This is a genomic window from Natrononativus amylolyticus (assembly GCF_024362525.1).
Taxonomy (GTDB): Archaea; Halobacteriota; Halobacteria; order Halobacteriales; family Natrialbaceae; genus Natrononativus; species Natrononativus amylolyticus.
The window spans coordinates 120,216-144,885 of record NZ_CP101458.1 but is presented as its reverse complement, the minus strand read 5'-3'; the positions used below and the strand labels follow the sequence as shown (position 1 = coordinate 144,885).

Annotated in this window: 23 protein-coding genes; 11 read left to right on the top strand and 12 right to left on the bottom strand. The window is 67.4% G+C overall.

Annotated elements, in window-relative coordinates; genetic code table 11:
• Nucleotides 1–22: 22 nt before the first annotated feature.
• The 3 genes from NMQ11_RS00700 to NMQ11_RS00690 are packed head-to-tail and all read right to left on the bottom strand — an operon-like array spanning nucleotide 23 to nucleotide 2,537.
• Nucleotides 23–382, bottom strand: a complete 360-nt coding sequence (locus NMQ11_RS00700) for a hypothetical protein (protein ID WP_255169467.1) — start codon at nucleotides 380–382, stop codon at nucleotides 23–25.
• On the bottom strand, nucleotides 383–1,387 hold the full coding sequence (locus tag NMQ11_RS00695) for an AAA family ATPase (RefSeq protein ID WP_255169466.1): 1,005 nt from the start codon (nucleotides 1,385–1,387) through the stop codon (nucleotides 383–385).
• Between the two features lie 52 nt (nucleotides 1,388–1,439).
• Nucleotides 1,440–2,537, bottom strand: a complete 1,098-nt coding sequence (locus NMQ11_RS00690; RefSeq protein ID WP_255169465.1) for a DUF7282 domain-containing protein — start codon at nucleotides 2,535–2,537, stop codon at nucleotides 1,440–1,442.
• A gap of 213 nt (nucleotides 2,538–2,750) precedes the next feature.
• On the opposite strand from NMQ11_RS00690, the gene rnz reads away from it, so the two are divergent.
• The 3 genes from rnz (at nucleotide 2,751) to NMQ11_RS00675 (ending at nucleotide 7,315) form a co-directional block, all read left to right on the top strand.
• Entirely contained in the window at nucleotides 2,751–3,683 is a 933-nt protein-coding gene (rnz, locus tag NMQ11_RS00685) for a ribonuclease Z (RefSeq protein ID WP_255169464.1), read from the top strand.
• 67 nt (nucleotides 3,684–3,750) lie between these two features.
• Nucleotides 3,751–5,733 (top strand): DUF460 domain-containing protein, encoded by a 1,983-nt coding sequence (locus tag NMQ11_RS00680; protein ID WP_255169463.1) that lies wholly within the window; start codon nucleotides 3,751–3,753, stop codon nucleotides 5,731–5,733.
• A gap of 217 nt (nucleotides 5,734–5,950) precedes the next feature.
• Entirely contained in the window at nucleotides 5,951–7,315 is a 1,365-nt protein-coding gene (locus NMQ11_RS00675) for an outer membrane protein assembly factor BamB family protein (RefSeq protein ID WP_255169462.1), read from the top strand.
• A gap of 85 nt (nucleotides 7,316–7,400) precedes the next feature.
• On the opposite strand, the gene NMQ11_RS00670 is transcribed toward NMQ11_RS00675, so the two are convergent.
• Nucleotides 7,401–7,580, bottom strand: a complete 180-nt coding sequence (locus NMQ11_RS00670; protein WP_255169461.1) for a DUF7470 family protein — start codon at nucleotides 7,578–7,580, stop codon at nucleotides 7,401–7,403.
• A gap of 123 nt (nucleotides 7,581–7,703) precedes the next feature.
• Here NMQ11_RS00670 and eif1A point away from each other — a divergent pair, with 123 nt between their 5' ends.
• From eif1A to NMQ11_RS00655, 3 genes are all read left to right on the top strand, one after another.
• The gene (eif1A, locus tag NMQ11_RS00665; protein ID WP_255169460.1) at nucleotides 7,704–7,991 is read left to right on the top strand and encodes a translation initiation factor eIF-1A; all 288 of its coding nucleotides are present in this window, start codon (nucleotides 7,704–7,706) and stop codon (nucleotides 7,989–7,991) included.
• 184 nt (nucleotides 7,992–8,175) lie between these two features.
• Nucleotides 8,176–9,732: a Na+/H+ antiporter NhaC family protein gene (locus tag NMQ11_RS00660; RefSeq protein ID WP_255169459.1), complete on the top strand. Its 1,557-nt coding sequence runs from the start codon at nucleotides 8,176–8,178 to the stop codon at nucleotides 9,730–9,732.
• Nucleotides 9,729–10,007, top strand: a complete 279-nt coding sequence (locus tag NMQ11_RS00655; RefSeq protein WP_255169458.1) for a DUF7513 family protein — start codon at nucleotides 9,729–9,731, stop codon at nucleotides 10,005–10,007. Before NMQ11_RS00660 ends, NMQ11_RS00655 begins: the two co-directional genes overlap by 4 nt.
• 155 nt (nucleotides 10,008–10,162) lie before the next feature.
• On the opposite strand, the gene NMQ11_RS00650 is transcribed toward NMQ11_RS00655, so the two are convergent.
• Nucleotides 10,163–11,335 (bottom strand): collagen binding domain-containing protein, encoded by a 1,173-nt coding sequence (locus NMQ11_RS00650; protein ID WP_255169457.1) that lies wholly within the window; start codon nucleotides 11,333–11,335, stop codon nucleotides 10,163–10,165.
• 350 nt (nucleotides 11,336–11,685) lie between these two features.
• Between NMQ11_RS00650 and NMQ11_RS00645 the strand changes: the two genes are divergently transcribed.
• A complete protein-coding gene (locus NMQ11_RS00645) occupies nucleotides 11,686–13,086 on the top strand; it encodes a S8 family peptidase (protein WP_255169456.1) in 1,401 nt (466 codons plus the stop codon).
• A gap of 290 nt (nucleotides 13,087–13,376) precedes the next feature.
• Here NMQ11_RS00645 and NMQ11_RS00640 read toward each other — a convergent pair whose 3' ends face one another.
• The 4 genes from NMQ11_RS00640 to NMQ11_RS00625 form a co-directional block, all read right to left on the bottom strand.
• Nucleotides 13,377–14,489: a pyridoxal-phosphate-dependent aminotransferase family protein gene (locus tag NMQ11_RS00640; protein WP_255169455.1), complete on the bottom strand. Its 1,113-nt coding sequence runs from the start codon at nucleotides 14,487–14,489 to the stop codon at nucleotides 13,377–13,379.
• A gap of 101 nt (nucleotides 14,490–14,590) precedes the next feature.
• Nucleotides 14,591–15,601 (bottom strand): DMT family transporter, encoded by a 1,011-nt coding sequence (locus tag NMQ11_RS00635; protein WP_255169454.1) that lies wholly within the window; start codon nucleotides 15,599–15,601, stop codon nucleotides 14,591–14,593.
• Nucleotides 15,602–15,841: 240 nt separating this feature from the next.
• Nucleotides 15,842–16,450, bottom strand: a complete 609-nt coding sequence (locus NMQ11_RS00630; protein WP_255169453.1) for a plastocyanin/azurin family copper-binding protein — start codon at nucleotides 16,448–16,450, stop codon at nucleotides 15,842–15,844.
• Between the two features lie 154 nt (nucleotides 16,451–16,604).
• Entirely contained in the window at nucleotides 16,605–17,825 is a 1,221-nt protein-coding gene (locus NMQ11_RS00625) for an MFS transporter (protein ID WP_255169452.1), read from the bottom strand.
• Between the two features lie 142 nt (nucleotides 17,826–17,967).
• Between NMQ11_RS00625 and NMQ11_RS00620 the strand changes: the two genes are divergently transcribed.
• From NMQ11_RS00620 to NMQ11_RS00605, 4 genes are all read left to right on the top strand, one after another.
• A complete protein-coding gene (locus NMQ11_RS00620) occupies nucleotides 17,968–19,320 on the top strand; it encodes an O-acetylhomoserine aminocarboxypropyltransferase/cysteine synthase family protein (protein ID WP_255169451.1) in 1,353 nt (450 codons plus the stop codon).
• Nucleotides 19,317–20,516, top strand: a complete 1,200-nt coding sequence (gene metX / locus NMQ11_RS00615; protein ID WP_255169450.1) for a homoserine O-acetyltransferase MetX — start codon at nucleotides 19,317–19,319, stop codon at nucleotides 20,514–20,516. Before NMQ11_RS00620 ends, metX begins: the two co-directional genes overlap by 4 nt.
• 75 nt (nucleotides 20,517–20,591) lie before the next feature.
• A complete protein-coding gene (locus tag NMQ11_RS00610) occupies nucleotides 20,592–21,338 on the top strand; it encodes a DUF7978 family protein (protein WP_255169449.1) in 747 nt (248 codons plus the stop codon).
• A gap of 38 nt (nucleotides 21,339–21,376) precedes the next feature.
• A complete protein-coding gene (locus NMQ11_RS00605; RefSeq protein ID WP_255169448.1) occupies nucleotides 21,377–22,096 on the top strand; it encodes a DUF7978 family protein in 720 nt (239 codons plus the stop codon).
• Between the two features lie 4 nt (nucleotides 22,097–22,100).
• Here the strand turns inward: NMQ11_RS00605 and NMQ11_RS00600 are convergent, their stop codons facing one another.
• From NMQ11_RS00600 to NMQ11_RS00590, 3 genes are all read right to left on the bottom strand, one after another.
• A complete protein-coding gene (locus NMQ11_RS00600) occupies nucleotides 22,101–22,520 on the bottom strand; it encodes a hypothetical protein (protein ID WP_255170915.1) in 420 nt (139 codons plus the stop codon).
• Between the two features lie 228 nt (nucleotides 22,521–22,748).
• Nucleotides 22,749–23,405 (bottom strand): phosphoserine phosphatase SerB, encoded by a 657-nt coding sequence (serB, locus tag NMQ11_RS00595; protein ID WP_255169447.1) that lies wholly within the window; start codon nucleotides 23,403–23,405, stop codon nucleotides 22,749–22,751.
• Between the two features lie 71 nt (nucleotides 23,406–23,476).
• Complete coding sequence (locus tag NMQ11_RS00590) at nucleotides 23,477–24,637, bottom strand: mechanosensitive ion channel family protein (protein ID WP_255169446.1); 1,161 nt, start codon at nucleotides 24,635–24,637, stop codon at nucleotides 23,477–23,479.
• Nucleotides 24,638–24,670 lie beyond the last annotated feature (33 nt).

Below are 24,670 nucleotides of genomic sequence, written 5' to 3'. Positions count from 1 at the left end.
GGAGAGGGCCACAGATCCCGGCTCACTCGAGTCGTCGCACGGAGACGGCGGTGATCGCGGCACTGACGAGCAAGAAGGCGACGGCCGTCGACTGTTCGGGGAGTTCGACGCCGAACGCGGCCCCGGCAACGACGGCGGCGGCGATCGTGCCCGCGGCCGCTCCCAGCAAGCCCCGCCAGAGCGGCGAGACGATCGCGGGGCCGAACCGCCGAAGCAACAGCTCGCCGGCGAGCAGCGAGACGGTGAGGAGCCCGATCACCGACCACACGCTGAGCAGGGAGCCGACTCCCGTGACGGTGGCGGCGTGCAGTATCCGCATCTGCGGCACGATCACGACTAGCGCCCACAACCGGTCGAACGCGGTGATCCGGCTCTCGACCATCTATGCGTCTCGGCCTAACTCCGCGAGCAGGTGCGAAACGTGGATCCGGTCGCTCGAGCCCTCGGCCATCTCGAACTCGATATCGGCCGCCAGCCGGTGGATGCGGGCGAGTTCGGCGCCCTGGTAGCGCTTGCGAGCCACCCGGAGGATCGCCTCGAGCACCTCGCCGCCGTCCAGCCCTTCGTCGACGAGCAGGTCGTCGAGGGTCTTGCGCGCGTCGGTGAACGCGCCGGCTTCGGCGTCGTCGAGCATCGACTCGATCTCCTCGTCGCGGCCGACCGAGCCGATGGTCTCGTAGGCGGCCTGCATCGTGATCTCGCCCTCCGTTACGGCGGTGGTCTGGGCCGCCAGGATCGCCCGCCGGAGGTCGCCGCCCGCGTAGCCCGCGATGAACTCGAGGCCGTCGGCCTCGTAGTCGGCGCCCTCGGCCTCGACGATCCGTTCGAGGACGGTGGCCGTCTCCTCGCTCGAGGGCGCGCGCAGCGAGACGGGGAAACACCGCGAGCGGATCGGCGGGATGAGTTTCGTCGGCTGGCGGGTCCCGACGATAAACTGGGTCGTTCGGTGGTGCTGTTCCATGATCCGGCGCAGCGCCTGCTGGAAGTCCTCGCGGACGTCCTCTGCGTTGTCGAGCAGGATCGTCTTGTACGTCCCCGCGACCGGCGAGTAGCTCGCGGATTCTTTGAGGACGTGGTTGATCATGTCCCGCTTCGAGAGCGCAGAGCGCCCCCGCAGGAAGTGTTCGAACCGGGGGTCGTTCTTGATCTCCGTTTTCGTCCGGCCGAAGAAGTCGGCGACGTTGATCTCGATGAAGTCGTTGTCGGGGTCTTCGTGAGCGGCGCGGGCGAGCGCGCGCGCGGCCGCGGTTTTGCCGCTGCCGGCCGGCCCCTGGAGGATGAGGTTGATCGGCTCCTCGACTGCCCGCAGGAGGTACTCGCGGGCGTCGTCCTGTGGCAGTTCCTCGAGCGAGGGCGCGTACGTCTCGGTCCACAGCGGCGCGTCCATCGCCGGTCGGTAGGGACGGCGGCGGTAAGAATCGGTCGGTTAGCCGGCCCCGCTACTCGATGCCGCCCGCCTGGTTTTCGGGAACGGGCGCCTCGACGCGCTCGCCGTCCGTTTCGACCGGCGTGGCGCCGTCGGGGTCGTCAGGGTCCCCCTCGAAGACGACGGCCGTCAGCGATCCGTTCTCGGCCTCCGCCTCGAGGTCGACGGTGACGTTCTCGTGGATGCCGGGCTCGAGGCCCTCGCTCGTCCCGAGGAGGTCGCCCGACTCGTCTTCGACGCCGACGAAGCCGTCGGCGGTGAGCGAGGCGTTGACGGTGACGGTCGAGTCGTTCGCCTCGGTCACCTCGACGGTCGTGGGGCCGCCGTACTCGAGGTCGATCGTCTCGAGGAGGCCGTCCTCGGCCGTGTAGACGCCGAAGGTGTGGTTTCCGGGCTCGACGTTGCTCGTGTTCATCTCGAAGGTCACGTTCTGGGCGTCGTCTGCCTCGAGTTCGAGCACCTGTCGCTCGAGCACCTGCCCGGAGAGGCGGAGTTCGACGTGCTGCTGGGAGGTGAACTCGTTGGGGTTTCTGATCTCCGCGACGATCTCGATCGTCTCGTGTGTCGACGCCGACGACGGTGCGGTGAGGGAGTCGACGAGGAACGACGTGCTCGTCTCGCCGTCCTGGCGGTCTGCCATCGTGACCGTCGCCGTGTCGCTGACCGGGTAGCCGTCCTCCGTGTACGGGCGGTCCTCGTCGCCGTCGGACTCCTCGTACATGAACGTCTCGTTGCCCGTCGTGTCCTGGTGGACCGTCGCCGTCAGCTGACCCAGGAGGTCGAGGTCGTCGTCGGCGGTCTGGTTGATCGTGACGTTCTCGTGGGGGTCGTCCGAACCGCCGAGGTACTCCGAGACGGCGACGATCTCGCCGGCACCGTCGGTCACGACGACGAAGCCGCCGTCGGACAGCGACACCTCGTCGATGACGACGCTGGTGCCGTCGCTGCGCTGGTCGGAGAACTCGATCGACGCGGTCGGCTCCTCGTTGACCTCGGCGCCGAAGATCGCCGGCGCCTGGCCGACGATCGCCCCTGCCGCCAGAACGACGACGATGGCGAGCACCACGGCGGCGAGTTGCTTGATCGTACCTGACTCCAGTCTGGGGCTCATCGTGAAGGGATGGTGTGGATAACAGACCGTTACACGGCCATCGACGTAAAATGTCGTTTTCGTTTCGTGCGTCGTGACGCTCGGTCCGAACGCGAGGCGCGGTCCGTGACCCCTCGGTCGAGACGGCGGCGGCGCGTCGAGACGTCACCGACACACCTCGAGGCGCCGTCCGATTCGAAGCCGGTTTAGTCGCGGCGCGCGGAGGGAGAGTCGATGTCATTGCGCGTGACGTTCCTGGGAACCAGCGGGGCCGTTCCGACCACCGAGCGGAACCCGAGCAGCGTCTTCGTCGCCCGGGAGGGCGAGGAGCTGCTGTTCGACGCCGGCGAGGGAACCCAGCGCCAGATGATGCGCTTCGGGACCGGCTTCTCGGTCGGCCAGCTGTTCGTCACGCACTGCCACGGCGACCACGTCCTCGGGATTCCCGGCCTGCTCCAGACGATGGACTTCAACGACCGCGAGGCCCCGCTAACGATCCACACCCCGCGGGGCACGCGCCGGCAGATAGTGGGGCTCGTCAACGCGCTCGGCAACCGCCCGTCGTTTCCGGTGCGGATCAACGAGGTCGACGGCGGCGACGTCGCCTACCGCGCCGAGGAGTACGAGGTGCGGGCGTTCGACACCGACCACGACACCCGCTCGGCCGGCTACGCGCTCGTCGAGGACGACCGCAAGGGCCGATTCGACCGCGAGCGCGCCGAGGAACTCGGCGTCCCCGTAGGGCCGACGTTCTCGCGACTCCACGCGGGGGAGCCGGTCGAACTCGCGGACGGCACCGTCGTCGACCCCGAGCAGGTCGTCGGGGAGCCCCGGCCCGGTCGGGTGCTGGTCTACACCGGCGACACCCGCCCGACGGCGGCGACGGTCGACGTCGCCGACGACCCCGACCTGCTGATCCACGACGCGACGTTCGCCGACGACCGGGTCGACCGCGCCGCCGACACTGCCCACGCGACGGCCCGCCAGGCCGCCCGGATCGCCAGCGAGGCGGGCGCGACGCGACTCGCGCTGATGCACCTCTCCTCGCGGTACGCCGGCGACGCGAGCGCCCACCTCGAGGAGGCCCGCGAGGTGTTCGGCGAGGGGGTGTTCGTCCCCGACGACGGGGATCGCCTCGAGATCCCGTACCCGGACGCCGACGGCTGACGACGGCGGGCGACTCGCGGTCGAAACCCGCGCCGGATTTATACGCGTTCTACCCCTATAGCCCCCCGTGAGCACGCGAACGAGTGCGCTTGATGCGGTCGTCTTCGGGGTCGACATCCAGAGCGGCGACGTGCGCGGTGACTCGCCGTCCTACGCCCTCGTCGTCTACGACGGCGACGACGAGGGACTCGAGCGCGACGTCGTCTCCCACCGGAAGCTCCGGCGGCTGATCGGCGAGGAGGAGCCGGCGATCGTCGCCACGGACAACATGTACGAGCTGGCCGCCGACAAGGACCAGCTGATCCACTTCCTGGGCTCGCTGCCCGACGAGACGCGACTGGTCCAGGTGACCGGCGCCGAACAGCCCGAGCCGCTCTCCCGGGTGGCAAAACGTCACGGCATCCCCTACGCGAAGGAGCCGATGGCGGAGGCCGAGGCGGCCGCCCGCCTGGCGGCCCACAACGTCGGCCACGAGGTCTCCGCCTTTACCGACACGACGACGGTCAAGGTTTCCCGCGGGCGGTCGACCGGCAAGGGCGGCTGGAGCGAGGACCGCTACACCCGGCGGATCCACGGCGCGGTCAAGCGACAGGCCAGGGAGGTCGAGTCCGAACTCGAGGCCCACAACCTCGAGTACGACCGGGACGTCCGCGAGTCCTACGGCGGCTTCGCGAACGCGATCTTTACGGTGGAGGCGCGACCGGCGGACATCCCCGTCTCGAACCGCCGGTCGGGCGACGTCCGGATCGAGATCGAACGGGAGCGCCGCGACGGCATCGAGTTCAGACCCCTGGTAAAACGGCGCGACCACGTCGTCGTCGGCGTCGACCCGGGGACGACGACCGCCGTCGCCGTCGTCAGCCTCGAGGGCGAGGTGTTAGACGTCTGGAGCTCTCGCACCAGCGACGCGGCCGACGTGATCGAGTGGATCGTCGAGCGCGGCCGCCCCGTGATCGTCGCCGCGGACGTGACGCCGATGCCCGAAACCGTCGAGAAGTTCCGCCGGAGCTTCGACGCCGCCGGCTGGACCCCCGAGCGAGATCCGCCGATCGACGAGAAACAACACCGCACCCGCGAACACCCCTACGACGACGACCACCAGCGCGACGCGATGGCCGCCGCGCTGTACGCCTTCGACGCCCACGAGGACCAGTTCGAGCGGATCGCCCGCAAACTCCCGCCGGGGGTCGACCGCGACGAGGTCACCGCGCGGGTCGTCTCGGGCGAGGAGAGCGTCGAGGCGGTCCTCCGAGATCTCACGGAATCCGACGAGAGCGAGGTGGAGGAGCCGACCCACCAGCCGCGGGAGCTCACCCCCGAGGAGAAGCGTATCAGGTCCCTGGAACGGCAGGTCGACCGCCTCGAGGGCCACGTCGAAACCCTCGAGGGGCGCCTCGAGAAGCGCGACGAGACGATCGAGGACCTCGAGGCCGAACTCGCCGTCACCCGCCGGGAGGAACGCCGAAAGGTCCGCAAGGACCGCGAGGTGACCCGCCTCGAGCGCAAGACCGAGAAGCTCGAGCGCGAGCGCGACGCGGCCCACGAGGAAGTCGCGGACCTCGAGAAGAAGGTCGAGCGGATGAAGGCGCTGTGGAAGCTCGACCACTCGAACTTCAGCGACGTCTCGGCGAAGAAGGAGGGGCTGGTGCCGGTGAAGGTCGTCGAGAAGTTCAGCAAGGGTGCGATCCGCGAGGCCGACGAGCAGTACGGCATCGCCGCGGGGGACGTGGTCTACCTGCGCGACGCCAGCGGCGCCGGCCGGTCGACGGCGGAGTTACTCGCGGGGTTCGAACCACGCGTGGTGTTGAAAAACGGCGGCGGACTCTCCGAAATCGCCGACGCGATCCTGTTCGACCGCGAGGTTCCCGTCGGCCCGGCCGACGACGTCGCGATGCAGGAGGTCGACGAACTCGCCGTCGCCCGCGAGGACGACGTCGAGGCCGTGATCGACGACTGGCGCGAGCGCGCCGCCGAGCGACGAAAGGAGCAGAACGCCTCGATGGTCGACCGCCTCATCAGCGAACACCGAGCGGGCGACAACGAGGCCTGACGGCGGCCGGTTTCGGGGGTTCGTCGGCGGAGGGCGGCCTCGAGGCGTCGATTGAGTTCGATCCCCTCGACCGGCGGTGAAACGGCTGGAAGTATACGATTATAGATTTTTATACCGACTAATCAGTGGCTTAATCTATTTTTCGCCATTTCTCGTGTTTTCACGCTCGTGTTTATCAGTCAATAAGTATACCGACGATACTGGTAGCGACTGACGCATGTCTGGTGAACACAGACGCGGCTTCTTGAAGAAGGGTGCCGGTGCGGCGATCATCGCGGGTGGTCTCTTCACGGCTACGGGCGTGGGTTCCGACGACGACGTCGGGATCGACCTCCCGGACCCGGAACTGATTCCGAATCCGGATACCGACGAGGACTGGGCCGATTCCCAGGCCGATGCCGGGAACGGTCGAACCGTCGAGAACGGCTACGAGTTCGACGGCGAGCGCCTCGAGGTCGCCTGGGCGGCCGAGCACTACGGCGGCTCCGGCATCGCACCCGCCGGTATGTACGGCGGCGGGATCGCCGTCGCCGACGACACCGTTTACACCGCAGGTGAGGAGGGCGTCGCCGCAATCGACGACGAGGACGGCTCGGTCCGCTGGAAGAACGGCGACGTGGATGCCCGCGAGCCGACGGTGGTCGACGACACGATCTACCTCTCGGGCGACGAAGTGGTCGCACTCGACCGAACCGACGGCAGCGTCCGCTGGGAGACCGACCTCGAGCCCGAGGACGGGTTTTCGCCCGCGACCGTCGCCTACGGCGGCGTCTACGCCCTCGGTGACGGGACGCTCTACGCCCTCGATCCCGCGGACGGCACGACGACGTGGCGCCGCGATACCGTCGAGCACGAAGACGAACACTGGGAGACGGAAGAGGAGTTCGCCACCTATCCGGCCGCGGCGAACGGGGTGGTGTACGCCTCGACGAACCAGCTCACGGTCGCACTCGAGCCGGAAACCGGCGAAGCAGTGTGGAAAGAACGGACCGGTTCACACGTTCCACCAGGACCAACCCGCGCAAGTGCGACCATGGTCGCCGCCGGTGGCGGAGGGTATACCGACTGGGGTGCCTGTGATGCACAGACAGGTGAACGCGTCGGGGGTGGAACCGGAGCCGTGGGCGCGGTATCCGACGAGGTGTGCGTCATCGAGCAAGACGACAGTGTGAACGTGTACGACGCCGAGAGTGGAGAGCGGTTGTGGTCGCTGTATACGCACGGTAACAGTACCATCCCGACTCTCAGCGGCGACACCGCGTACATCTACTTCAACACCTATAACGCGACGGTTTCGAGCGCGTACGACGGGAAGCTCGTCGCGTTCGACGCCGACGACGGAACCGAAAAGTGGGTGCTTTCGCTCGAGGACGAGCGCGTCGGAACGATCCTCGCGGTAAGCGGCGAGACGATGTACGTGTACAACAACGGAGAGATCGTCGCGCTGCGAGAAGACGCTTCGGACGACGAAGAAGAGAGCGGTGACGACGAAGGCGGCGAGGACGAGCAAGACGGTGACGAGAGCGATGACGAGGACGATGGTGACGAGAAGGATGACGGCGAGGACGACGAGGACTGCTAACTGACTTTCGAGGAGTTGCGGTCGGCTCTCTTTTCGTCCGGCGTTTAGAGCTGATCGTGGACGAAATCGCCTACGAAAGGCAGCGTTACGCCATTCCCCACGCCGCGAGCATTCCCGCGACGAGCGCCTTGACGACGAGTCCGAGGCCGGCGAGGACGAGCGCGAGCCCCGCGGCGACTAAGACGTTCGCGTAGGCGATCAGCGCGAGCCCGCCGAGGATAACGAGCAGGCCGACGATGCCGAGTGGCCCGAGGTTCTTGAGCATACACCCGCTGCACAGGCGAGCGGAATAAACGTCGTGGTTTCACGGCCCGAAAGGCGATGACTCGAGGGCGACGGCGGCGGAAATCGGTAAAGCATTAAACGCCTCGGAGTCCAACGTCGGATCATGAGCGACGACGAGGGTGGTCGAAAGAACCTCCGAATGCCGGACGACGACGAGGTCTTCGCGACCGTCACCAACATGCTCGGGGCGAATCGGGTCAAAGTACGCTGTGCCGACGGAGAAGAGCGCACCGCGCGCATCCCCGGAAAGATGCAAAAGCGCATCTGGATCCGCGAGGACGACGTCGTCCTCGTCGAGCCCTGGGACTGGCAGGACGAGAAGGCCGACATCACCTGGCGCTACGAGAAGGCCGACGCCGACCAGCTCCGCCGCGAAGGACACATCCAGTAGTCGACCGCCGAGAAGCGCGTTTCTCGATCGTTTCCGCTCCTCTAGCAGATGATTCTCACGGTTCCCCCGTCGGGAGGTGGTGATTCGCCAACCAGTCAGCGCATAAATTCTAAAAATTAACAGTTGGTATTAAATCCGACGTTGACAATCATCAGGCAGTGATGCGATGTCAGGGACGGACGATATGACGGAATCAGACGACCCGGTTCCAGACGAGTTCGCACAGCCGACCGACGACGGTCCGACGATTTCGTTCTACGGCGGGCGCGGGATGAGCGCGTTCCCCATCCTGTTTTTCATCGCGTGGGCGATCGCCCAGACCGCCCTCTGGCGGATCTCGGACACGGAGGGGCTGGTCGCGGGGATGCTCATCGGGCTGATCCTCGGGATGTTCTTCGTCCGCGGCGACTGGAAGGAGTACGCGAACACCATCTTCGAGGGGATGACCCAGCCGGTCGCGGTGACGGCCATCGTCGCCTGGATCTGGGCCGGCATGTTCTCGGAGACCCTGCAGGTCGGCGGCTTCGTCGAAGGGCTGATCTGGTCCGCCCAGGCCGCCGGCGTCGGCGCGACCCTGTTTCCCGCGCTCACGTTCGTTCTCGCCGCCGTACTCGCGACGGGGATCGGAACCGGCTACGGGACGACGATCGCGTTCGTCGTCCTCTTTTTCCCGGTGGGAATCCTCCTCGGCGCGAACCCCGTCCTGATGTTCGGGGCGATCCTCTCGGGCGCCATCTTCGGCGACAACCTCGCCCCGGTGAGCGACACCACGATCGTCAGCGCCGTCACCCAGGACGCCGACATCGGCGGGGTGGTCGCCTCGCGGTTCAAGTACGCGATCGTCGCGGCGGCGATCGCCTTTCCCGCCTACATCGTCGCGAGCAGCGTCATGCCCGGTCTCGAGGGGATTCCGGGCGACGCCCGCGACATCTTCATCGCCGAGAGCGAGCCGATCGGGCTGGTTCACCTCCTCTCGATGGGCGTCGTCATCGTCACCGCCATCAAGGGCCGTCACATCGTCGAGGCTATCTCCTGGGGGATCGTCACCGCCGTGGTGCTGAACCTGGCGCTCGGCCTCTCTGCCGCCAGCGACATCCTCCTGTTTTCGGCGCCCGAGGATGCCCCGCTCGCCCAGGAGTTCGCCTTCCTGCCGATCCTGGAGATCGTCGCCGATCCCGACGCGGTCGGCGTCAGCGGGAGCATCCTCGAGGGCGCCGCCGGCTTCTTCGCGCTGTCGATCCTCGTCCTGTTGATCATCGCCGCGGCCCAGATCATGATCCGCGGCGGGGCGTTCGAGGCGATCCTCGAGTGGTCGCTCGACACGCTGGCGACGAACGTCCGCAACGCCGAGTTGACGATGGTCGGCTCTGCGGCGCTGATCAACGCCGCGATCACGATCAACACCGCCGCCGAGGTCGCCATCGGGCCGTACATCTCGAAGGTCGGCGAGCGGTTCAACATCAACGGCTACCGGCGGGCGAACATCTTAGACGCCCAGACGGCCGCGCTGGGGTACATCTTCCCGTGGTCCGGCGGCGTCCTCGTCGGCTTCACCGCGATGGAGGACCTCCCCGGGGAGTACGACTGGTTCGAGCCCGCGATGGTCGTCAACCCGGTCGAGGTGTTCCCCTACGTCTTCCACGGCTGGCTGCTGGTGACGGTGTTCGTCCTCGCGGCGATCACCGGCTTCGGCAGGGAGTACGTTACCGACCGCGAATCCGAGGAGGTGGCCCGCGTATGAGTTTCCTCAAAAAATATCTCAAAGGCTGGCAGTTCCGGAGTACGACGCCGACGTTCGAACCGGGGCAGACGGTGAACGTCTTCGTCGCCCGGTACGATGAACGCGAGGGGGTCGGAATCGCCCGCATCGGCGACACCATTCTCGCCGTCGAGGGCGCCGAGCCGGCGCACGTCGAGTTGCAGGTCCGCGTCCGCGTGACCGAGTTCGACGCCGAAACCGCGGAGGGGCGCGGCGAGTTCCTCGAGGTCGTCGGCGAGAGCTCCTACGCCGGCTGACCGGCGGCTCTCGGCACGCGTCGCCGATACCTCCGCATCACAGGTTCGATACGTACCCACCAGTTCACTAGAGTATACCGCTTGTCGGTCCGGTGAGAGGCAACGACTCTACGAACGATTGTTACGCGGTTCGAAACGGATCTCGGCAGAGAGCGTTAGTTATCCGTCTCAGATTCCAGCTCTACGGTGGCACTGTCGTTCTCCTCGAGGTCCAGTCGTTCTATCTGTTGTTCGTAGTCGTCAGCACTCACCATGATCTCCCACTCACCACAAATTTCCACGAGCGTCGCAGCCCCGTCCGCATCGGTCTCAGCGGAATTTACCTCCGCTATTTCGGTGTGGTTGTGCATTTCGACGTGACCACCGATGGAAGCGCCGTCGATTGGATCGCCGGTTTCCCCATCGACGACCTCAATATCGAGGCGGCAATCTTCCGGAAACGGAACGCCCTCTACCTCGACGGTAGATGGAGTTTCCTCGACGGTGAACTCGGTCGACTCGGTAGTAGACGACGGGTGTGACGGGAGTTCTGTGGCAGTTATGCTGTATTCACCCGGCTCGACGTCTTCTAACACAACCTCGCCGTCCTGATTGGTGTCATGGGTTCCGGATTCTGTCGCGTTTGTCCGCAGCTCCGTTGCCATCCCCTCGCCCGTTCCAGGGTGAACGACTTCCAGCGTTACCTCACCGGAGTCGTTCTCCGAGTCCAGTTCCGCAGTGACCTCGTGCTCTTCATCGTGAACGTGGTCGAATGTTTTTGATTCGTACCCGTCGAACTCGAGATCGATTTCGTACTCGTTCTCGTAAATCTCGTCCGTGTAGAGCCCATCGTCGTCAGTTTCACCGCTGAATTCACGAGGGATATCGGCGTCGTGTTCCGCACCGAGACCGAACACGTCGACACCCTCGAGCGGCTCTCCGTCTTCGTCTACTACAACGAGTGTTAGGAGCGATTGATCCGGCTCGAGCGACTCGTCAGCGTCGTGTGTACCGTCGCTCTCGTCTCCATTACCTGCGCTCTCGTTGCTCGATTCCTGTTCATCCTGGTCGTAACTGTCATCGTCTGTATCATCAGCCTCATCGTCAGTCGTTATTGCATCGCTGTCATCGCTTTCGTTAGCATCGTCTGATACGTTATCGTCGGTGGATGTTCCATCGCCATCGGAGTCGACATGTTCATCGTCCCCAGCGTCATCGCTGAGACCCTCGTCAAGCCCTTCGTCATCGGTCTCATTGGCACCTGGCCCCCCGGCGAAGCCACCACAACCAGCGATAAGAATACACACTGCGATAGCGACGACGAGCCCTGAGCGGGACCGTTTTTTCATGGTATACCTGGCCGTTCATCAAATCAACCAATAACAACTTATACACAATCCTATACGATGGGTCGAAACAATATTACGTCTCGAAACTGCCCCTCACGTGTCCGCATTGATGAGAACGGTCGTCTCGGCGATCGCGGCCCCGTCCCGTCGACGAATCGGTCGCACGACCTCTCATCTCGCGACCGGTGTCGGCCTCCTCTTTCACACCTATATCGGCCAGCTCGGCCGGAGAACGTTCTCCGGCGATCCGCTCCACTGCGCTCGAAAACGAGCGCGAGGCGTGTCCGTCCCCGAGACGTGTACTAACTCCGTGCAGAAAGCTTATCACCTGAGTTTACATTCCAGAATGCATGACTCTCAGTCGTCGTCAGCTCCTGCAGGGTATCGGGGCCGGCGTTGCCGTGGGGGCGATCGGAGTCTCGGGATCGGCATCGGGAACGACGACACCGTCGGAGACTCGGAGGGTGTTCGTCCATCCGCGAAACGGAGTCGGCGACTTCCTCGGCGTCGTGGAGGCCATCGGCGGGACGACGGTCCTCGAATACGACAACTTCGACTTCGTGGTCGCGGAGGTCCCCGCGAACCGAGTGGAGGATCTACTCGCCGCGAGCGGCGTGGCGTCCGTCGAGGAGGACGACGAGACGGGAATTCCCGACGAGTGGAGCCCGTCCCTGCTCGACTTGTTGCTTCCCCCGGACAGCGGGGACTGTTCCACCCATCCGGAGCAGCGCGCCTCGTGGGGCCACGAGCGGATCGGCGCCGACGACGTCGACCCGGACGGGACGGGCGTCGGTATCGGCATCCTCGACACCGGGGTCCAGACCGATCACTGTAGCCTCTCGGTCGCGGGTGGCCAAAATTTCACGACCTCCGGGCCGTCCTCCGATTACGAGGATCGTCACGGCCACGGGACCCACGTCGCCGGCGTCGCCGCCGCGGCGGACAACGACCTCGGCGTGATGGGCGCGGCGCCGAACGCGAACCTGTACGCCGTGAAGGTGCTCGACGATAGGGGACGCGGACGGTACAGCGAGCTGATCGCCGGAATCGACTGGTGCATGTCGAACGACGTGGAGATCGTCTCGATGAGCCTCGGCGGCGAAACCGAGAGCGCTGCGGTGGACGAGGCGCTCCAGGCCGCGCACGCGGCGGGACACCTCCTCGTCTCCGCGGCCGGAAACGAGGGGAACGCGGGGGACGGCTCCTGCGACGAGGAGACGATGACCTACCCCGCCACGCACGACGACGTCGTCGCGGTCGCCGCGATGAACGAGGACGACACCCTGGCGTCTTACAGCAGCGTCGGCTCCGCCGTCGAGCTGCTGGCGCCGGGGACGAACGTCGCCTCGACGTTCGTCGGCAACGAGTACGCCAAGGCGAACGGGACGAGCGTCGCCTGCCCGTTCGTCAGCGGCGTCGCGGCGCTGGTCTGGGAGCGCGTGGAGGCGGACGGGCCGGGGCCGAACGAAGCGGTTCGGCGGACGCTCGCCGAGACGGCGGAGACGGTTCTCGGCACCTGCGAAGAGGGTCACGGGCTCGTGGACGCCCGCGCGGCCGTCAGCGACGACCGCGCGACGAGTGGCGACGACGGCGAGCGCGAGGGTGAACACGGTGGCGGGGCCGACGGCGAGAACGGCGGCGTCATCACCGGTGGGCCGGCGTCCGTACTCGACCGAGCCGCGTCCGCGCTTCAGCGGTTCGTGGACGTGGTCGTGGGCATTCTCGAGCGCCTTCGCGAGCTGTTTCGGTAATCGTCGTCGACCGGCTCACAACCCGGCGGCGTCCTCGATGGCGTCGGTCAGCGCCCGGATGCTCTCTGTGTCGTGTTCGGCCCCCACCTTTTGCGCTGCGGACCGTCTCCGGCGACCCTCAGCAAAAGCTGGACCAAAAGCACTCCTCCTTCCGTTCCGGACGCGGAGCGTCCTCAGCTCACGGCTCCGCCGTTCGCTTAGTCGCGGCGCGTAGCGCCGCGCTCTCCACATCAGTCGTCGGCCCGCTCACTCGCTCTGCTCGCTCGCGGTAACGCAACCGGTGACCAGACTCACAACCCGGCGACGTCCTCGATGGCGTCGGTCAGCGCCCGGATGCTCTCTGTGTCGTGTTCGCCCATGTGACCGATGCGGAAGGTCTCCTCGCCTAAATCCGAGCCGTAGCCGTTCGCGAACACCATGTCGTACTCCTCGCTGACGGCCTCGATGGTTTCAGCGACGTCGATCCCTCGCGTGTTCTCGATACAGCTCACCGTCTGGGACTCGTAGCCCGCCTCGGGGAACACGTCGAAGTGCTCGTTCGCCCACTCGCGGGTGTACTCGGCCATCTCGCGGTGGCGTTCGTCTCGAGCCTCGTGGCCTTCCTCGAGCATGTGTTTCATCTGTGTCCGGTACGCGAGCATCACCGGGATCGCGGGCGTGGAGTGGGTCTGGCCCTTCCGGTCGTAGTAGTCGAGCGAGCGCTGGAAGCCGCCGTACCACGACGCCGACTCGCTCTCTACCTCGCGTTCGTAGGCGTCCTCGCTGACGACGCACACGGCGAGACCGGGCGGCATGGCGAACGCCTTCTGGACCGAAGTGAAGATGACGTCGATGCCGTGGGCGTCGATGTCGACGGAGTCGCCACCCAGCGCGGAGACAGCGTCGACGATAAAGGAGGTGTCCGGATACTCCGCGACCACGTCGCCGATCTCCTCGATCGGGTTCCGGACGCCCGTCGAACTCTCGTTCATCACGCAGGTGACCGCGTCGTACTCCGTCTCGGCTTCCTCGAGGGCCTCGCGGACGTCCGCGGGTTTGACGGCCCGTCCCCACTCGTACTCGAGGCGGTCGACCGATTTCCCGAGGCGCTCGGCGACGTCGGCCTGGCGCTCGCTGAAGCTGCCGCAGGTCGTCACGAGGACGGTCTCCTCGACGAGGTTCAGGATCGAACTCTCCATGAACTCGGTTCCGGACCCCGTGAGGACGATCACGTCGTTGTCGGTGTCGAGGAACTCCCTCGTGTCCTCGACGATCGTGGTGTACAGGTCCGTCATCCGATCGCTCCGGTGGCCGAACGTCGGTTCGCACATCGCCTCGATGACGTCCTCGCGGACCTCCGTCGGGCCGGGGATGTACAGCGTTCTGTCGGGGTAGTCGCCTCTGTATTCGCGTTTCTCGGTCACGGAACCACCTGGGTACGGTCCACTGGGTCGCGAGGCGGTATGGAACTTTTGAATGCCACAGAAACGGGCCAGAGCGGGGCGAGGAGACCGTACTGTCGGGATCAATCCGCAGACTGCGCCGGACCGGCGTAGCGGTCGGTGCCGGTCACGTAGACGTTCCCCTTCACGACGACGCCGGCGGCGGCCGTCGACGGCCGGTGGGGCCCGTAGCCGACGACCGGCGCGACGGTCCGCCAGAGCGCGCCGATCTTACAGAGCCCGAACCCGAGGACGATCAGCGCGAAGCCGACGATCGTCGCGAGCGTGAGCGACTCCCCGAGGACGGCCCAGCCGAACACCGCCGCGACGACGGGCACCGCGTAGTTGACCATGCTGATCTCGGTCGCGCCGATGCGCTCGAGCAACACGAAGTACGCCAGGAAGCCGCCGCCGGTGGCGACGACGGCGAGGTAGGCGAGGGCGACGAGGGCTGCGGTCGTCCACTCGACGGCCGCGATCGACTCGGCGGGGTGGACGGCGCTGAGCCCGTGTAGCAGAGCCGCCCCGATCGCCATCGACCACGCCTGCAGCGAGATCAGCGGAAGCGTCCCGCTGACGCGGGCGGTGAGGACGGCGCCGAGAGCGAAGACGACCGCGGAGGCGAACAGCAAGGCGACGCCGATCGCCTGGCCGCCCAGGGCGCCGCCGTCGGTCGCGATCACGACGACGCCCGCGAGGCCGAGCAGGAGGCCGACGGCGGCGGGCGCGCGGATCCGCTCTCGCGGGAGCAGTGCGAGCGCCAGCGGCGGCGTCACGATCGGCGTGAGACTCAGGATGATCGCGGCGACGCCGCTCGAGACGTACGACTGACCGACGAACAGCAGCGCGAAGTGCGCGCCGATCACCAGGCCGCCGCCGACGGCGATCAGTGCCAGGTCGCTTCGCGTCCGCGGTCGCCACTCGAGGCCGAGAGCGACGACCGCCGCCACGAACAGGGCGGCGGCGACGTCGAAGCGGAACGCGGCGAAGAGGATCGGCGGCAGCGTCGCCAGGCCGACCTCGATCGCCGCGAACGACGTCCCCCAGGCGAGGGCGAGCGCGACGAAGAGAAGAATATCTCTGTTTACGTTCATAAACACACTCAGGGATTCGCGCCACTTCTATCTTGCTATCCTGGCAGTACAGGCCCCGAAACGCCCGAATTTTGAGATAGGTGCTACCACACAACACGGGAAGAACCGGGTATGATAGTAAGTAACCAGAGAGAATGCCAGCGAGACGAACAGGTCACCGTTCGAACTCGAATCCGAGCGGATCGAGGGCACCAACGCCGGTCTACCGCGGCCGCCAGAGACGGAGCACGTCGGGCGGGGCTACTCGTCGCCGTTGGTCTCGATCTGCACGTCCCCGATCATCGTTCCGGGGTGGACCACGCAGACGTACTCGGCCATCTCCTCGCTGGCCTCGATGGTCAGTGTCTGGGTTTCGCCCTCTTCCTCGATGGTCTCCGTCTCGTAGTCGTCGACGATCTCGCCGTCGTCGTCCCAGATCTCGATGTTGTGTGGTTCGCCGTCCATGTTCTCCCAGGTGATGTCGTACTCCTGGCCCTCGAAGAGGACGAGCGTCGGGTTCTCCTCGCCCTCGATCACAGACGGTTCGACGCCCTCCCACCCCGGGGTGTAGCCGTCGAGGACGATCTCGTCGACGTCCTCCCACTCCTCGAGGTCCGCGGCACCGTTCTCGTCGTCTTCGTCGTCTTCGTCATCGTCCGGTTCGTCTTCGTCTTCCTCGTCGTCTTCGTCATCGTCCAGTTCGTCATCCTCCTCGTCGTCGGCCGGTTCGTCATCGTCCGGTTCGTCTTCCTCGTCGTCAACGGGAGCGTCGTCATCCGGGTCGTCCGCCGGCTCGTCGTCCGGGTCGTCCACTGGTTCGTCCTCACCGTTGTCACCACAGCCCGCGAGGGTCGCGGTCGCTACCGTCACACCAGCTACCTGAAGGAGACGCCGCCGTGAAAGCGGATCATCGTGCGTCATAACACTGAACGTTCGTCAACCGCGCGGATAAACCGATGCCCGACACACCCATGGCAGCCGATCTGACCACTCGAGAAACTGTCCGGTCGGGCCGAAAGGATCGTCAGTCCTCGAGGGCGAACCGGCTCTGCCGGCCGACCGACAGCCGAAGGAAGATCGGCACGGCGACGACCGCAATCGCGATCTCGAGGCCGCCGACGACGAGGAAGGCGACGTCGTAGCCGGCGCCGCCGGCGACGGTGCCGCCGACGAGGAAGCCGCCGAGAAAGCCCAGGCTCCCGGCGAGGTTGAAGCCGGCCATCGCGACCCCGCGCTCGTCGTCGGCCGCGATGTCGGTGACGAGCGCCATCGTGGCGGGGGCGACGAGCGCGCCGAGGACGCCGACGCCGACCATCGCGACCGCGGCGAGGGCGACCGTGGGCGCGGCGCCGACGGCGAGGATGCCGAGACCGTAACAGATCGAGCCCGCGACGATGGGGATCGTGCGGCCGATCCGGTCGGAGAGGACCCCCATCGGGTACTGCAACAGCGCGAACGGGGCGAAAAAGCACGCCAGCAGGAGCCCCGTCGTGGCGGGGTCGACGCCGAACGTCTCCTGGAAGTAGAGGGTCCCGACGAGCGCGAAGAAACCCGCCGTCATCCGATCGACGAAGCCGAAGGCGAACGGCAGCGAGAGCGTCGGCCGCCGCCGCACGCTGTCGAGAACGGCCCGCGCCCCGCGTCGGTCGCCGGGAGCGCGATCGGAGACGAGCGAGACGGCAGCGGCGACGACCACGAGCAGGCCGGCGGCGGCCACCAGCGGCGCCAGCGGGTCGACCGCCGTGAGCCGGCCGCCGACGGGCGCACCCAGCGCCGCGCCGAGGCCGATCGCGATCCCCGCGGCGCCCATATTCTTGCCGTGGCCGCCCCCCAGGTCCATCAGCATCGTCATCGTCAGCGAGAACGCTCCGATCGTCATCGCCCCCTGGACGACCCGCAGGAGGAGCACGCCCTCGAAGGAGACCGAACCGACCGTCGGCGCGAGCGCGAGCGCGAGGTAGCCGACCGCGCCCAGAAGCGCCCCGGCGACGATGAAGGGCGTTCGGCGGCCGGTCACGTCGCTCGCGAGCCCCCAGACGCCGACGAAGGCGACGTAGGCGGCGAACTCGGCGACCAGAAACCACATACTGGCGTCCAGCGGGGTCTCTGCGAACGTCGAAGTCGCCGCGTCGGCACCCAGAGCGGCGACGAGATCGGCGATTCCGGGGTACAGCAACACCTGCGAGAACAGCACCGCGAAGACGACGGCGGCGAGAGCGATCCGGTCGCGGGCGCTCGAGTGCACGCCACGTCGTTGGGGGCGCTCGCTAAGAAGGCCACCGGTTCCAACGACGCGCGGGCGTGCGGTGCGTACACACGGTCGGCGGACGGGCGGTTTTTGCCGTTACTGCGGCGCATATATCCGTCCAGAGGTATGCATACAAAACATGAGCGACGACTCGAGCGAGCGGGCGTTCGCGACCCGGAGCGTCCACGCCGGCCAGTCGCCCGACCCCGCCACGGGCGCGGTCGCGCCACCGCTCCACCAGACGACCTCCTACGCCTTCGAGAGCGCCGACGCGGCGGCCGAGCTGTACGCCCTCGAGGCGGAGGGCCACGTCTACTCCCGGCTGAGCAACCCCACCGTCGAAGTCCTCGAGGAGCGCCTGGCGGCCCTCGAGGGCGGCGCGGGCGCGGTGGCGACCGCGAGCGGGATGGCCGCCCTCGACTCATTGGTCCTGATTCTCGCGCGTGCGGGCGAGAACGTCGTCTGCTCGACGGACACCTACGGCGGGACGACCGCCTACTTCGCGAAGACGGCCAGTCGTCGGGAGGTCGAGACGCGGTTCGTCCCCACCCTCGCTATCGACGCCTACGAGGAAGCGATCGACGAGGACACCGCGTTCGTCCACGTCGAAACGATCGGCAACCCCTCGCTCGTGACGCCGGACTTCGAGCGCGTCGCGGAGATCGCCCACGAGAACGGCGTTCCGCTGGTCGTCGACAACACGTTCGCGACGCCGGCGCTGTGTCGCCCCCTCGAGTGCGGCGCGGACGTCGTCTGGGAGTCGACGACGAAGTGGATTCACGGCTCCGGGACGACCGTCGGCGGCGTGCTCGTCGACGGCGGCGACTTCCCCTGGGCCGAGGAGGACTACGACGAGATCGCCGGGGAGAACGCGGCCTACCACGGCGTCGACTTCTCGCGGGACTTCCCCGAGGCGCCGCTGGCGGCCGCCGCCCGCTACCGCTCGGTGCGCAGCCTGGGCAACCAGCAGTCGCCGTTCGACGCCTGGCAGACCCTCCAGGGCCTCGAGACCCTGCCACTGCGGATGGAGAAACACTGCGAGAACGCCGCCGTCGTCGCCGACTACCTCGCCGACCACGAAGACGTCGCCTGGGTAACGCATCCGGGTCTCGAGGACCACCCAACCCACGCGAACGCGAGCCGCTACCTCGCCGATTTTGGGGGAATGATCGCCTTCGGACTCGACGGTGGGTACGAGGCCGGCAAGCGGTTCTGCGAGGAGGTCGAGGTCGCCCAGTTCCTCGCGAACATCGGCGACGCGAAGACGCTCGTCATCCACCCCGCGAGCACGACCCACGGCCAACTGACCCCCGACGAGCAGCGGGAGGCGGGAGTCCACCCCGACATGGTCCGGCTCTCGGTGGGCATCGAGGATCCCCGCGACATTCTCGCGGACCTCGAGGCGGCGATCGAAGCGGCGAGCCGGGGGGTGAGCGTCGAAGCCGCGAACGGTGAACCGGGCCGAACGAGGTCGGGAGGAGGGCCGACATGACCGCGAAGGACACCGTAGATCTCGGGGAGTTCACCTTCGAGTGCGGCGAGTCGATCCCGGCGCTCGAGGTCGCCTACGAGACCTACGGCGACTTTACGGGGGACAACGCGGTGCTGGTCTGTCACGCTCTCACCGGAAGCGCCCACGTCGCCCGCCGCCCGGACGCGGGCGACGAGACCGCCGGCCAGGCGCGCGCCTGGTGGGGCGACGTCGTCGGTCCCGGGAAGGCGGTCGACACCACCGAGTACTACGTCGTCTGCGCGAACGTCCCCGGCTCCTGTTACGGCTCGAGCGGGCCCGCGAGCGAGAACCCCGAGACCGGCGAGCTCTACGGCACCGACTTCCCGCCCGTGACGGTGGGCGACTGGACCCGCGCCCAGCGGCGGCTGCTCGACGAACTCGGCGTCGGACGGCTGCACGCCGTCGTCGGCGGCAGCGTCGGCGGGATGAACGTCTTAGACTGGCTGCGCCGGTACCCGGACGACGTCGAGCGCGCGGCCGCCGTCGCCGCCGCGCCCAGACTCGACGCCCAGTGTCTCGCCCTTGACGCGGTCGCCCGACGGGCGATCACCAGCGACCCGAACTGGAACGGCGGCCACTACTACGGGGGGCCGGAGCCCGCGGACGGGCTGGCTCGAGCCCGCCAACTCGGGCACGTCATGTACCTCTCGAAGGCGTCGATGGCCCGGAAGTTCGGCCGCCGGTCCGCGGGGCGGGAGACGGTGCGCGAGGAGCCCCCCGACCCCGCCGCGGCCTTCTTCCCCTACCGCGAGGTCGAGTCCTACCTCGACTACCAGGCCGAGACGTTCACCGACCGCTTCGACGCCAACAGCTACCTCTACCTGACCCGCGCGATGGACGACTTCGACCTCGCGGCGGGCTACGAGGGCGACGCCGACGCCCTCGCCGCCTTCGAGGGCGAACTGCTCGCGCTCTCCTTTACCGGCGACTGGCACTTCACCGTCGAGCAGTCCGAGGCGCTGGCCGAAGCGTGTCGCGAGGCGGGGGTCGACGTCGCCCACCACGTCGTCGACTCGGACCACGGTCACGACGCCTTCCTGGTCGAACCCGAGAAGGTGGGACCGCCGCTGGCTGCGCTGCTCGAGACGGGGCTCTCGGGCCGGTCGATCACCGACACTCGGGAAACCGACGCCGACGGCTTCGCGCCGGTACACACGAGCCTCTTTTCCTCCTGAGCGTCCCGAGGGCACGCAGGAAGAAAGGTCAGTAAACCGAAACGACGAAGTGACGGCGACGAACACTCGAAGTCGATGGAACGACAGCTCGAGTACGAGAAGGGGCCGCAGACTGACGACGAGCCGACAGCCGCGTCCGCGACCGACGGGCGGGACGACGCGCCCGCGAACGGGCTCCGGAGCGTTCGCGGATTACCGTGGCGGGCCGGGCTCCTGTTCGGCCTCGGCTCGTTTCTCCTCACCTACGGCGTCACGCTCCAGGCCGTCGCGGCGACGGCGTCGCTGTACGGCACCGGCGAGGGCGGGCCCGGGGCGTGGGTCAGCGCCGGGCTCGTCACGCTGTCGAATCACGGCGTCTCGATCGCGGGCGACGTGACGACGGAGGGAGGAGCGCCGCTCCCGCTCGAGATTTCGACCGCGCTGAGCAGTTCGACCTACGTCAGCCATTTCGTCCCGCTTCTCGCCCTCGCCGCTGCGGGCTACGGGCTCGTCCGGTACACCGAACGAACGACGGTTCGCGGGGCGGTCGGCGCCGCGGTGACGATCGTCCCGAGCTACCTCGCCGGAATGGTGGCTCTCGCCGTGCTGACGCGGTACACGTACGACCCGGCCGAAACCGCCGGCATGACCGGGGGCGGCGACGAGGTTGTGACGTTCGCGGCACCGCTCGGCGAAACCGTCCTCCTGGCCGGGCTGGTCGTCCCGACGACGCTCGCGGTCGTCGGCGGGCTGCTCGCGATCTGGCCGCGCCCGCTCGACCGACTGCTGGGCGAGCGCGAACGGGAACGTGACCCGGACCCCGACGCGACGCCGGGAGAGTGACCGAAACATACAACCACCGGCGCTCTGACGTAGCGGCAATGTCGATGGATCGGCGGCTCGAGTACGACAAAGGACCCGACCTCGAGGAGGAGGAGCCGCCGGACGACGCGGACGACGACGGCCCGTTCGACGTCTCGCTTTCCCTCGAGGACGTCCCCTGGAAGGTCGGACCGCTCGCGGGACTCGGCGCGTTCCTCGCCGTCTACTCCGTGACGTTCCAGCTCGTCAACGCCGTCTACGGCTCGATCTCGATGGGGACCGAAGTCGAGGTCGGGCCGGGGACGCTCGCCGGCATCGTGACGTTACTCAGCCACGGCGCGAGACTCGACGGCGAGGCGAGTTTCGCCTACGGCGTCGACATCCTGTTTCTGTTCGTGCCGCTGTTCGTCGCGGTGCTCGCCGTGGGTGTGCTGGTCGGCGTCGGCTACGGGGTCGCCCGGTACGCCGACCCTCGAAGCGGTCTCGAGACGGCGGCCGCGGCCGCGGCCGTCGTGCCCGGCTACGCCGGCGCGGCGTTCGTCACCGCCACGCTCGCGACGCACGCGCCGGAGACGCCGACGGACGCGTCGGCCGACCAGCGGATCGAGACGCTCGCGATCGCGGTCGACTCGACGTTCGTCCTCGTCTTCGTGGCGGTGCCGCTCGCGTTCGCGCTGGTCGGGGCGTTCGTCGCGAACCGGGCGAGGGTGCTCGGGACGGCGACGTCCGAGGGGGACGATCGGTCGGCGGGGTCGGAGCCGCTCTCGAGCGACGGCTAGCCGATCAGTCCGCGGCCTCGGGGGCGATCGAGCGACGCTCGCCGCGCTCCGGCGATGCCGACGGGAGCGGATCGGCGAGCAGGTACTGCTCCTCGAGCGAGTGTGGCGACCGGCGGCGCTCGAGCCAGCGCGCGACGTCGCGCGTGAAGAGGTCGATGCGCTCCCGGCGGGTCGGCGTCGGCGACGGCGGCGACGGCGACCGGAACGTCGCGATCAGCGTCCACATGGCCGCGGCGGCGAACGACCCCACCGCGGAGAACGTCATGCCGAGCGTTGCGAACGTGAACGCGTACACGAGTCCGATCCCCATCGAAGGGAGGCTCGTTCCGAGCGGGACCCGGGCCGCCCGGTCACGCAGCGTCGGGGCCAGAAAGACGATCGAGAGGGTGCTTCCGATCAGGAAGATGAAGTCCTGCCATAACATCATCAAAACACAACTCGGGGATGAGTAAAAGTCCGTTGGTACGAGAAAGCGTTCGTTTCGGGTACTGTATTTCTGTTCGGACACTCCGGCGGTGAGACTGGGCGCTGGTCAGTACACACCTGCTCGCGCAGGCTCGCCCGAAGCCGCCCCCACCGCGCCGGTTTCGGGCGTCGCGTACGAGCAGTGTGTGAACCCGTTTCAGTTGTTACGATAGTGGACTCGAGACCTCTACGTCCTGTCGAGAACGCCCTCGGCGAGTAACGTATCGCGCACTTCGGCCATCGAGGAGACGACGACCTCGCAGTGCGGTTCGACCGCAGGCTTCGGTCGGAAGCCGATCGAGAGGCCGGCGACCTCGAGCATCGGGAGGTCGTTCGCGCCGTCGCCGATCGCGACGGTGTCTTCCATGGAGACGCCCTCGGCGGCGGCGAGTTCCTCGAGGGCGGCGTCCTTCGTCCCCTCGATCAGCGAGCCCTCGACGGCGCCGGTGAGCGCGCGCCCCTCGCTCTCGCCGGCGACCGGCAGCCGGTTCGAGACGACGTGATCGACCGAGACGCCCTCGCGGTCGAGTGCGGTCTCGACGCCGCGCTCGAAGCCGCCGGTGAGAATCGCCGTCGTCGCGCCGGCGTCGTTCAGCGCGCGGACGAGCGCCGCTGCACCCTCGCGGAGTTCGACCTCGCCGTAGGCGGCCTCCGCGTCGGCCTCGGAGAGTCCCTCGAGCAAGGCGGCCCGCTCGCACAGGCTCTCGGCGTAGCCGATCTCGTCGTTCATCGCGCGTTCCGTGATCGCGGCCATCTCGTCGGCGACGCCGAGTCGGTCGCCGAGGAGGACGGTCATCTCGGAGTCCGAAAGCGTCCCGTCGAAGTCGAAGGCGACGAGTGTCATCGCTGCGTGGTTGTCCCCCGAGGGGTAAACCAGTTCAGGTTCACACGGCGGGTGCGGGTCCCGCGGTAGTCTCACTCGGCCCCGTCGGAGCCGGGCGGCCGGCCGCCCGGCAGGTCGAGGTCGCCCGGGTCGACCGCCCGCGACTCGAATCGCTCCTCGAAGCGGTGTTCGCTGCCCCCCTCGAGAAAGGAGAGTTCGCGCTGCGGAAAGGGGATCGTGATCCCGGCCTCGTCGAACCGGTCGTACACCCGTCGGTTGATCTGGTCGACGGCGCGCTTCTGTGTCAGCGGGTGGGAGATGTACGCCTGGAGTTCGAAGATCAGCGCCGAGTCGCCGAACCGGTCGAACAGCACCCGCGGCGCGGGCGACTCCCGGACCAGGGGGGCGTCCTCGCAGACCTCGAGGACGATCCGCTCGACCTCCCGGTAGTCGGTGTCGTAGGCGGCCGATAGCGGCACCCGGATGCGAATGTGGCGCTGGGGGGAGGTCTCGTTGACCACCTGCGCCGAGTTCAACACCGCGTTCGGGACGGTGACGAGCACGTTGTCGGTGGTGAGCACCGTCGTCGAGCGGATGCCGATGTCGGTGACGGTGCCGCGCATGTCGTCTTCGACGAGGATGACGTCGCCGATCTTGTACGTGTTGTCGAAGTAGAGCGCGACGCCGCCGATGAGGTTGCCGATCGCGTCCTGGGCGGCGAAGCCGATGATCACCCCCAGCACCCCCGCGGAGGCGAGAAACGGCGTGATCCGCAGCTCCCAGATCGAGAGGACGAGCAACACCGCGGCGAGCACGACGCCGATCGTCCAGACGTTCTTGAACATCGGCGTGAACTCGTAATCCGTCTCGCTGCCGTTGACCACCTCGATCCAGCGACTCCCGATCTTGATCGCGGTCCGCGCCCACAGTATCACCAGCACCGTGACCAGCACGGTAACGGCCCGGTGGCTCTGATCGACGATGCCAAGCGCCAGCAGGCTGAGCGCGATGCCGAGAACGGCGATCGAGATCGCCAGCGGGGTGTGGATCTCCTCGAGCACGGCGCGGCCGAACGAAGTCGTTGTTAGCTCCTCGGAGTCGGTGAGATACCGGCGGCTGAGCCAGTTGACCAGTTTCGCCAGCGCGTAGGAGCCGAGGAGGATCAGCGGGACGAGAATCCACGTGTTCTCGGGGAGTGCCGACTCGATCCAGGCTTCGACCGCCGCGACGATCCAGGGCAGTGAGTCGGGCATTATTGGAGTGGGTATGCTGTAGTTAACCGAGCG

Bases quoted from the DNA above. Each gene is read 5' to 3' on its own strand.
- NMQ11_RS00675 (WP_255169462.1), top strand. From the start codon at position 5,951: ATGTCTGGTGAACACAGACGCGGCTTCTTGAAGAAGGGTGCCGGTGCG.
- NMQ11_RS00590 (WP_255169446.1), bottom strand. From the start codon at position 24,637: ATGCCCGACTCACTGCCCTGGATCGTCGCGGCGGTCGAAGCCTGGATC.
- NMQ11_RS00605 (WP_255169448.1), top strand. From the start codon at position 21,377: ATGTCGATGGATCGGCGGCTCGAGTACGACAAAGGACCCGACCTCGAG.
- NMQ11_RS00645 (WP_255169456.1), top strand. From the start codon at position 11,686: ATGACTCTCAGTCGTCGTCAGCTCCTGCAGGGTATCGGGGCCGGCGTT.
- NMQ11_RS00620 (WP_255169451.1), top strand. From the start codon at position 17,968: ATGAGCGACGACTCGAGCGAGCGGGCGTTCGCGACCCGGAGCGTCCAC.
- NMQ11_RS00690 (WP_255169465.1), bottom strand. From the start codon at position 2,537: ATGAGCCCCAGACTGGAGTCAGGTACGATCAAGCAACTCGCCGCCGTG.
- NMQ11_RS00600 (WP_255170915.1), bottom strand. From the start codon at position 22,520: ATGTTATGGCAGGACTTCATCTTCCTGATCGGAAGCACCCTCTCGATC.
- NMQ11_RS00695 (WP_255169466.1), bottom strand. From the start codon at position 1,387: ATGGACGCGCCGCTGTGGACCGAGACGTACGCGCCCTCGCTCGAGGAA.
- NMQ11_RS00610 (WP_255169449.1), top strand. From the start codon at position 20,592: ATGGAACGACAGCTCGAGTACGAGAAGGGGCCGCAGACTGACGACGAG.
- eif1A (WP_255169460.1), top strand. From the start codon at position 7,704: ATGAGCGACGACGAGGGTGGTCGAAAGAACCTCCGAATGCCGGACGAC.
- NMQ11_RS00655 (WP_255169458.1), top strand. From the start codon at position 9,729: ATGAGTTTCCTCAAAAAATATCTCAAAGGCTGGCAGTTCCGGAGTACG.
- NMQ11_RS00670 (WP_255169461.1), bottom strand. From the start codon at position 7,580: ATGCTCAAGAACCTCGGGCCACTCGGCATCGTCGGCCTGCTCGTTATC.
- rnz (WP_255169464.1), top strand. From the start codon at position 2,751: ATGTCATTGCGCGTGACGTTCCTGGGAACCAGCGGGGCCGTTCCGACC.
- NMQ11_RS00635 (WP_255169454.1), bottom strand. From the start codon at position 15,601: ATGAACGTAAACAGAGATATTCTTCTCTTCGTCGCGCTCGCCCTCGCC.
- NMQ11_RS00650 (WP_255169457.1), bottom strand. From the start codon at position 11,335: ATGAAAAAACGGTCCCGCTCAGGGCTCGTCGTCGCTATCGCAGTGTGT.
- NMQ11_RS00660 (WP_255169459.1), top strand. From the start codon at position 8,176: ATGACGGAATCAGACGACCCGGTTCCAGACGAGTTCGCACAGCCGACC.
- NMQ11_RS00700 (WP_255169467.1), bottom strand. From the start codon at position 382: ATGGTCGAGAGCCGGATCACCGCGTTCGACCGGTTGTGGGCGCTAGTC.
- serB (WP_255169447.1), bottom strand. From the start codon at position 23,405: ATGACACTCGTCGCCTTCGACTTCGACGGGACGCTTTCGGACTCCGAG.
- metX (WP_255169450.1), top strand. From the start codon at position 19,317: ATGACCGCGAAGGACACCGTAGATCTCGGGGAGTTCACCTTCGAGTGC.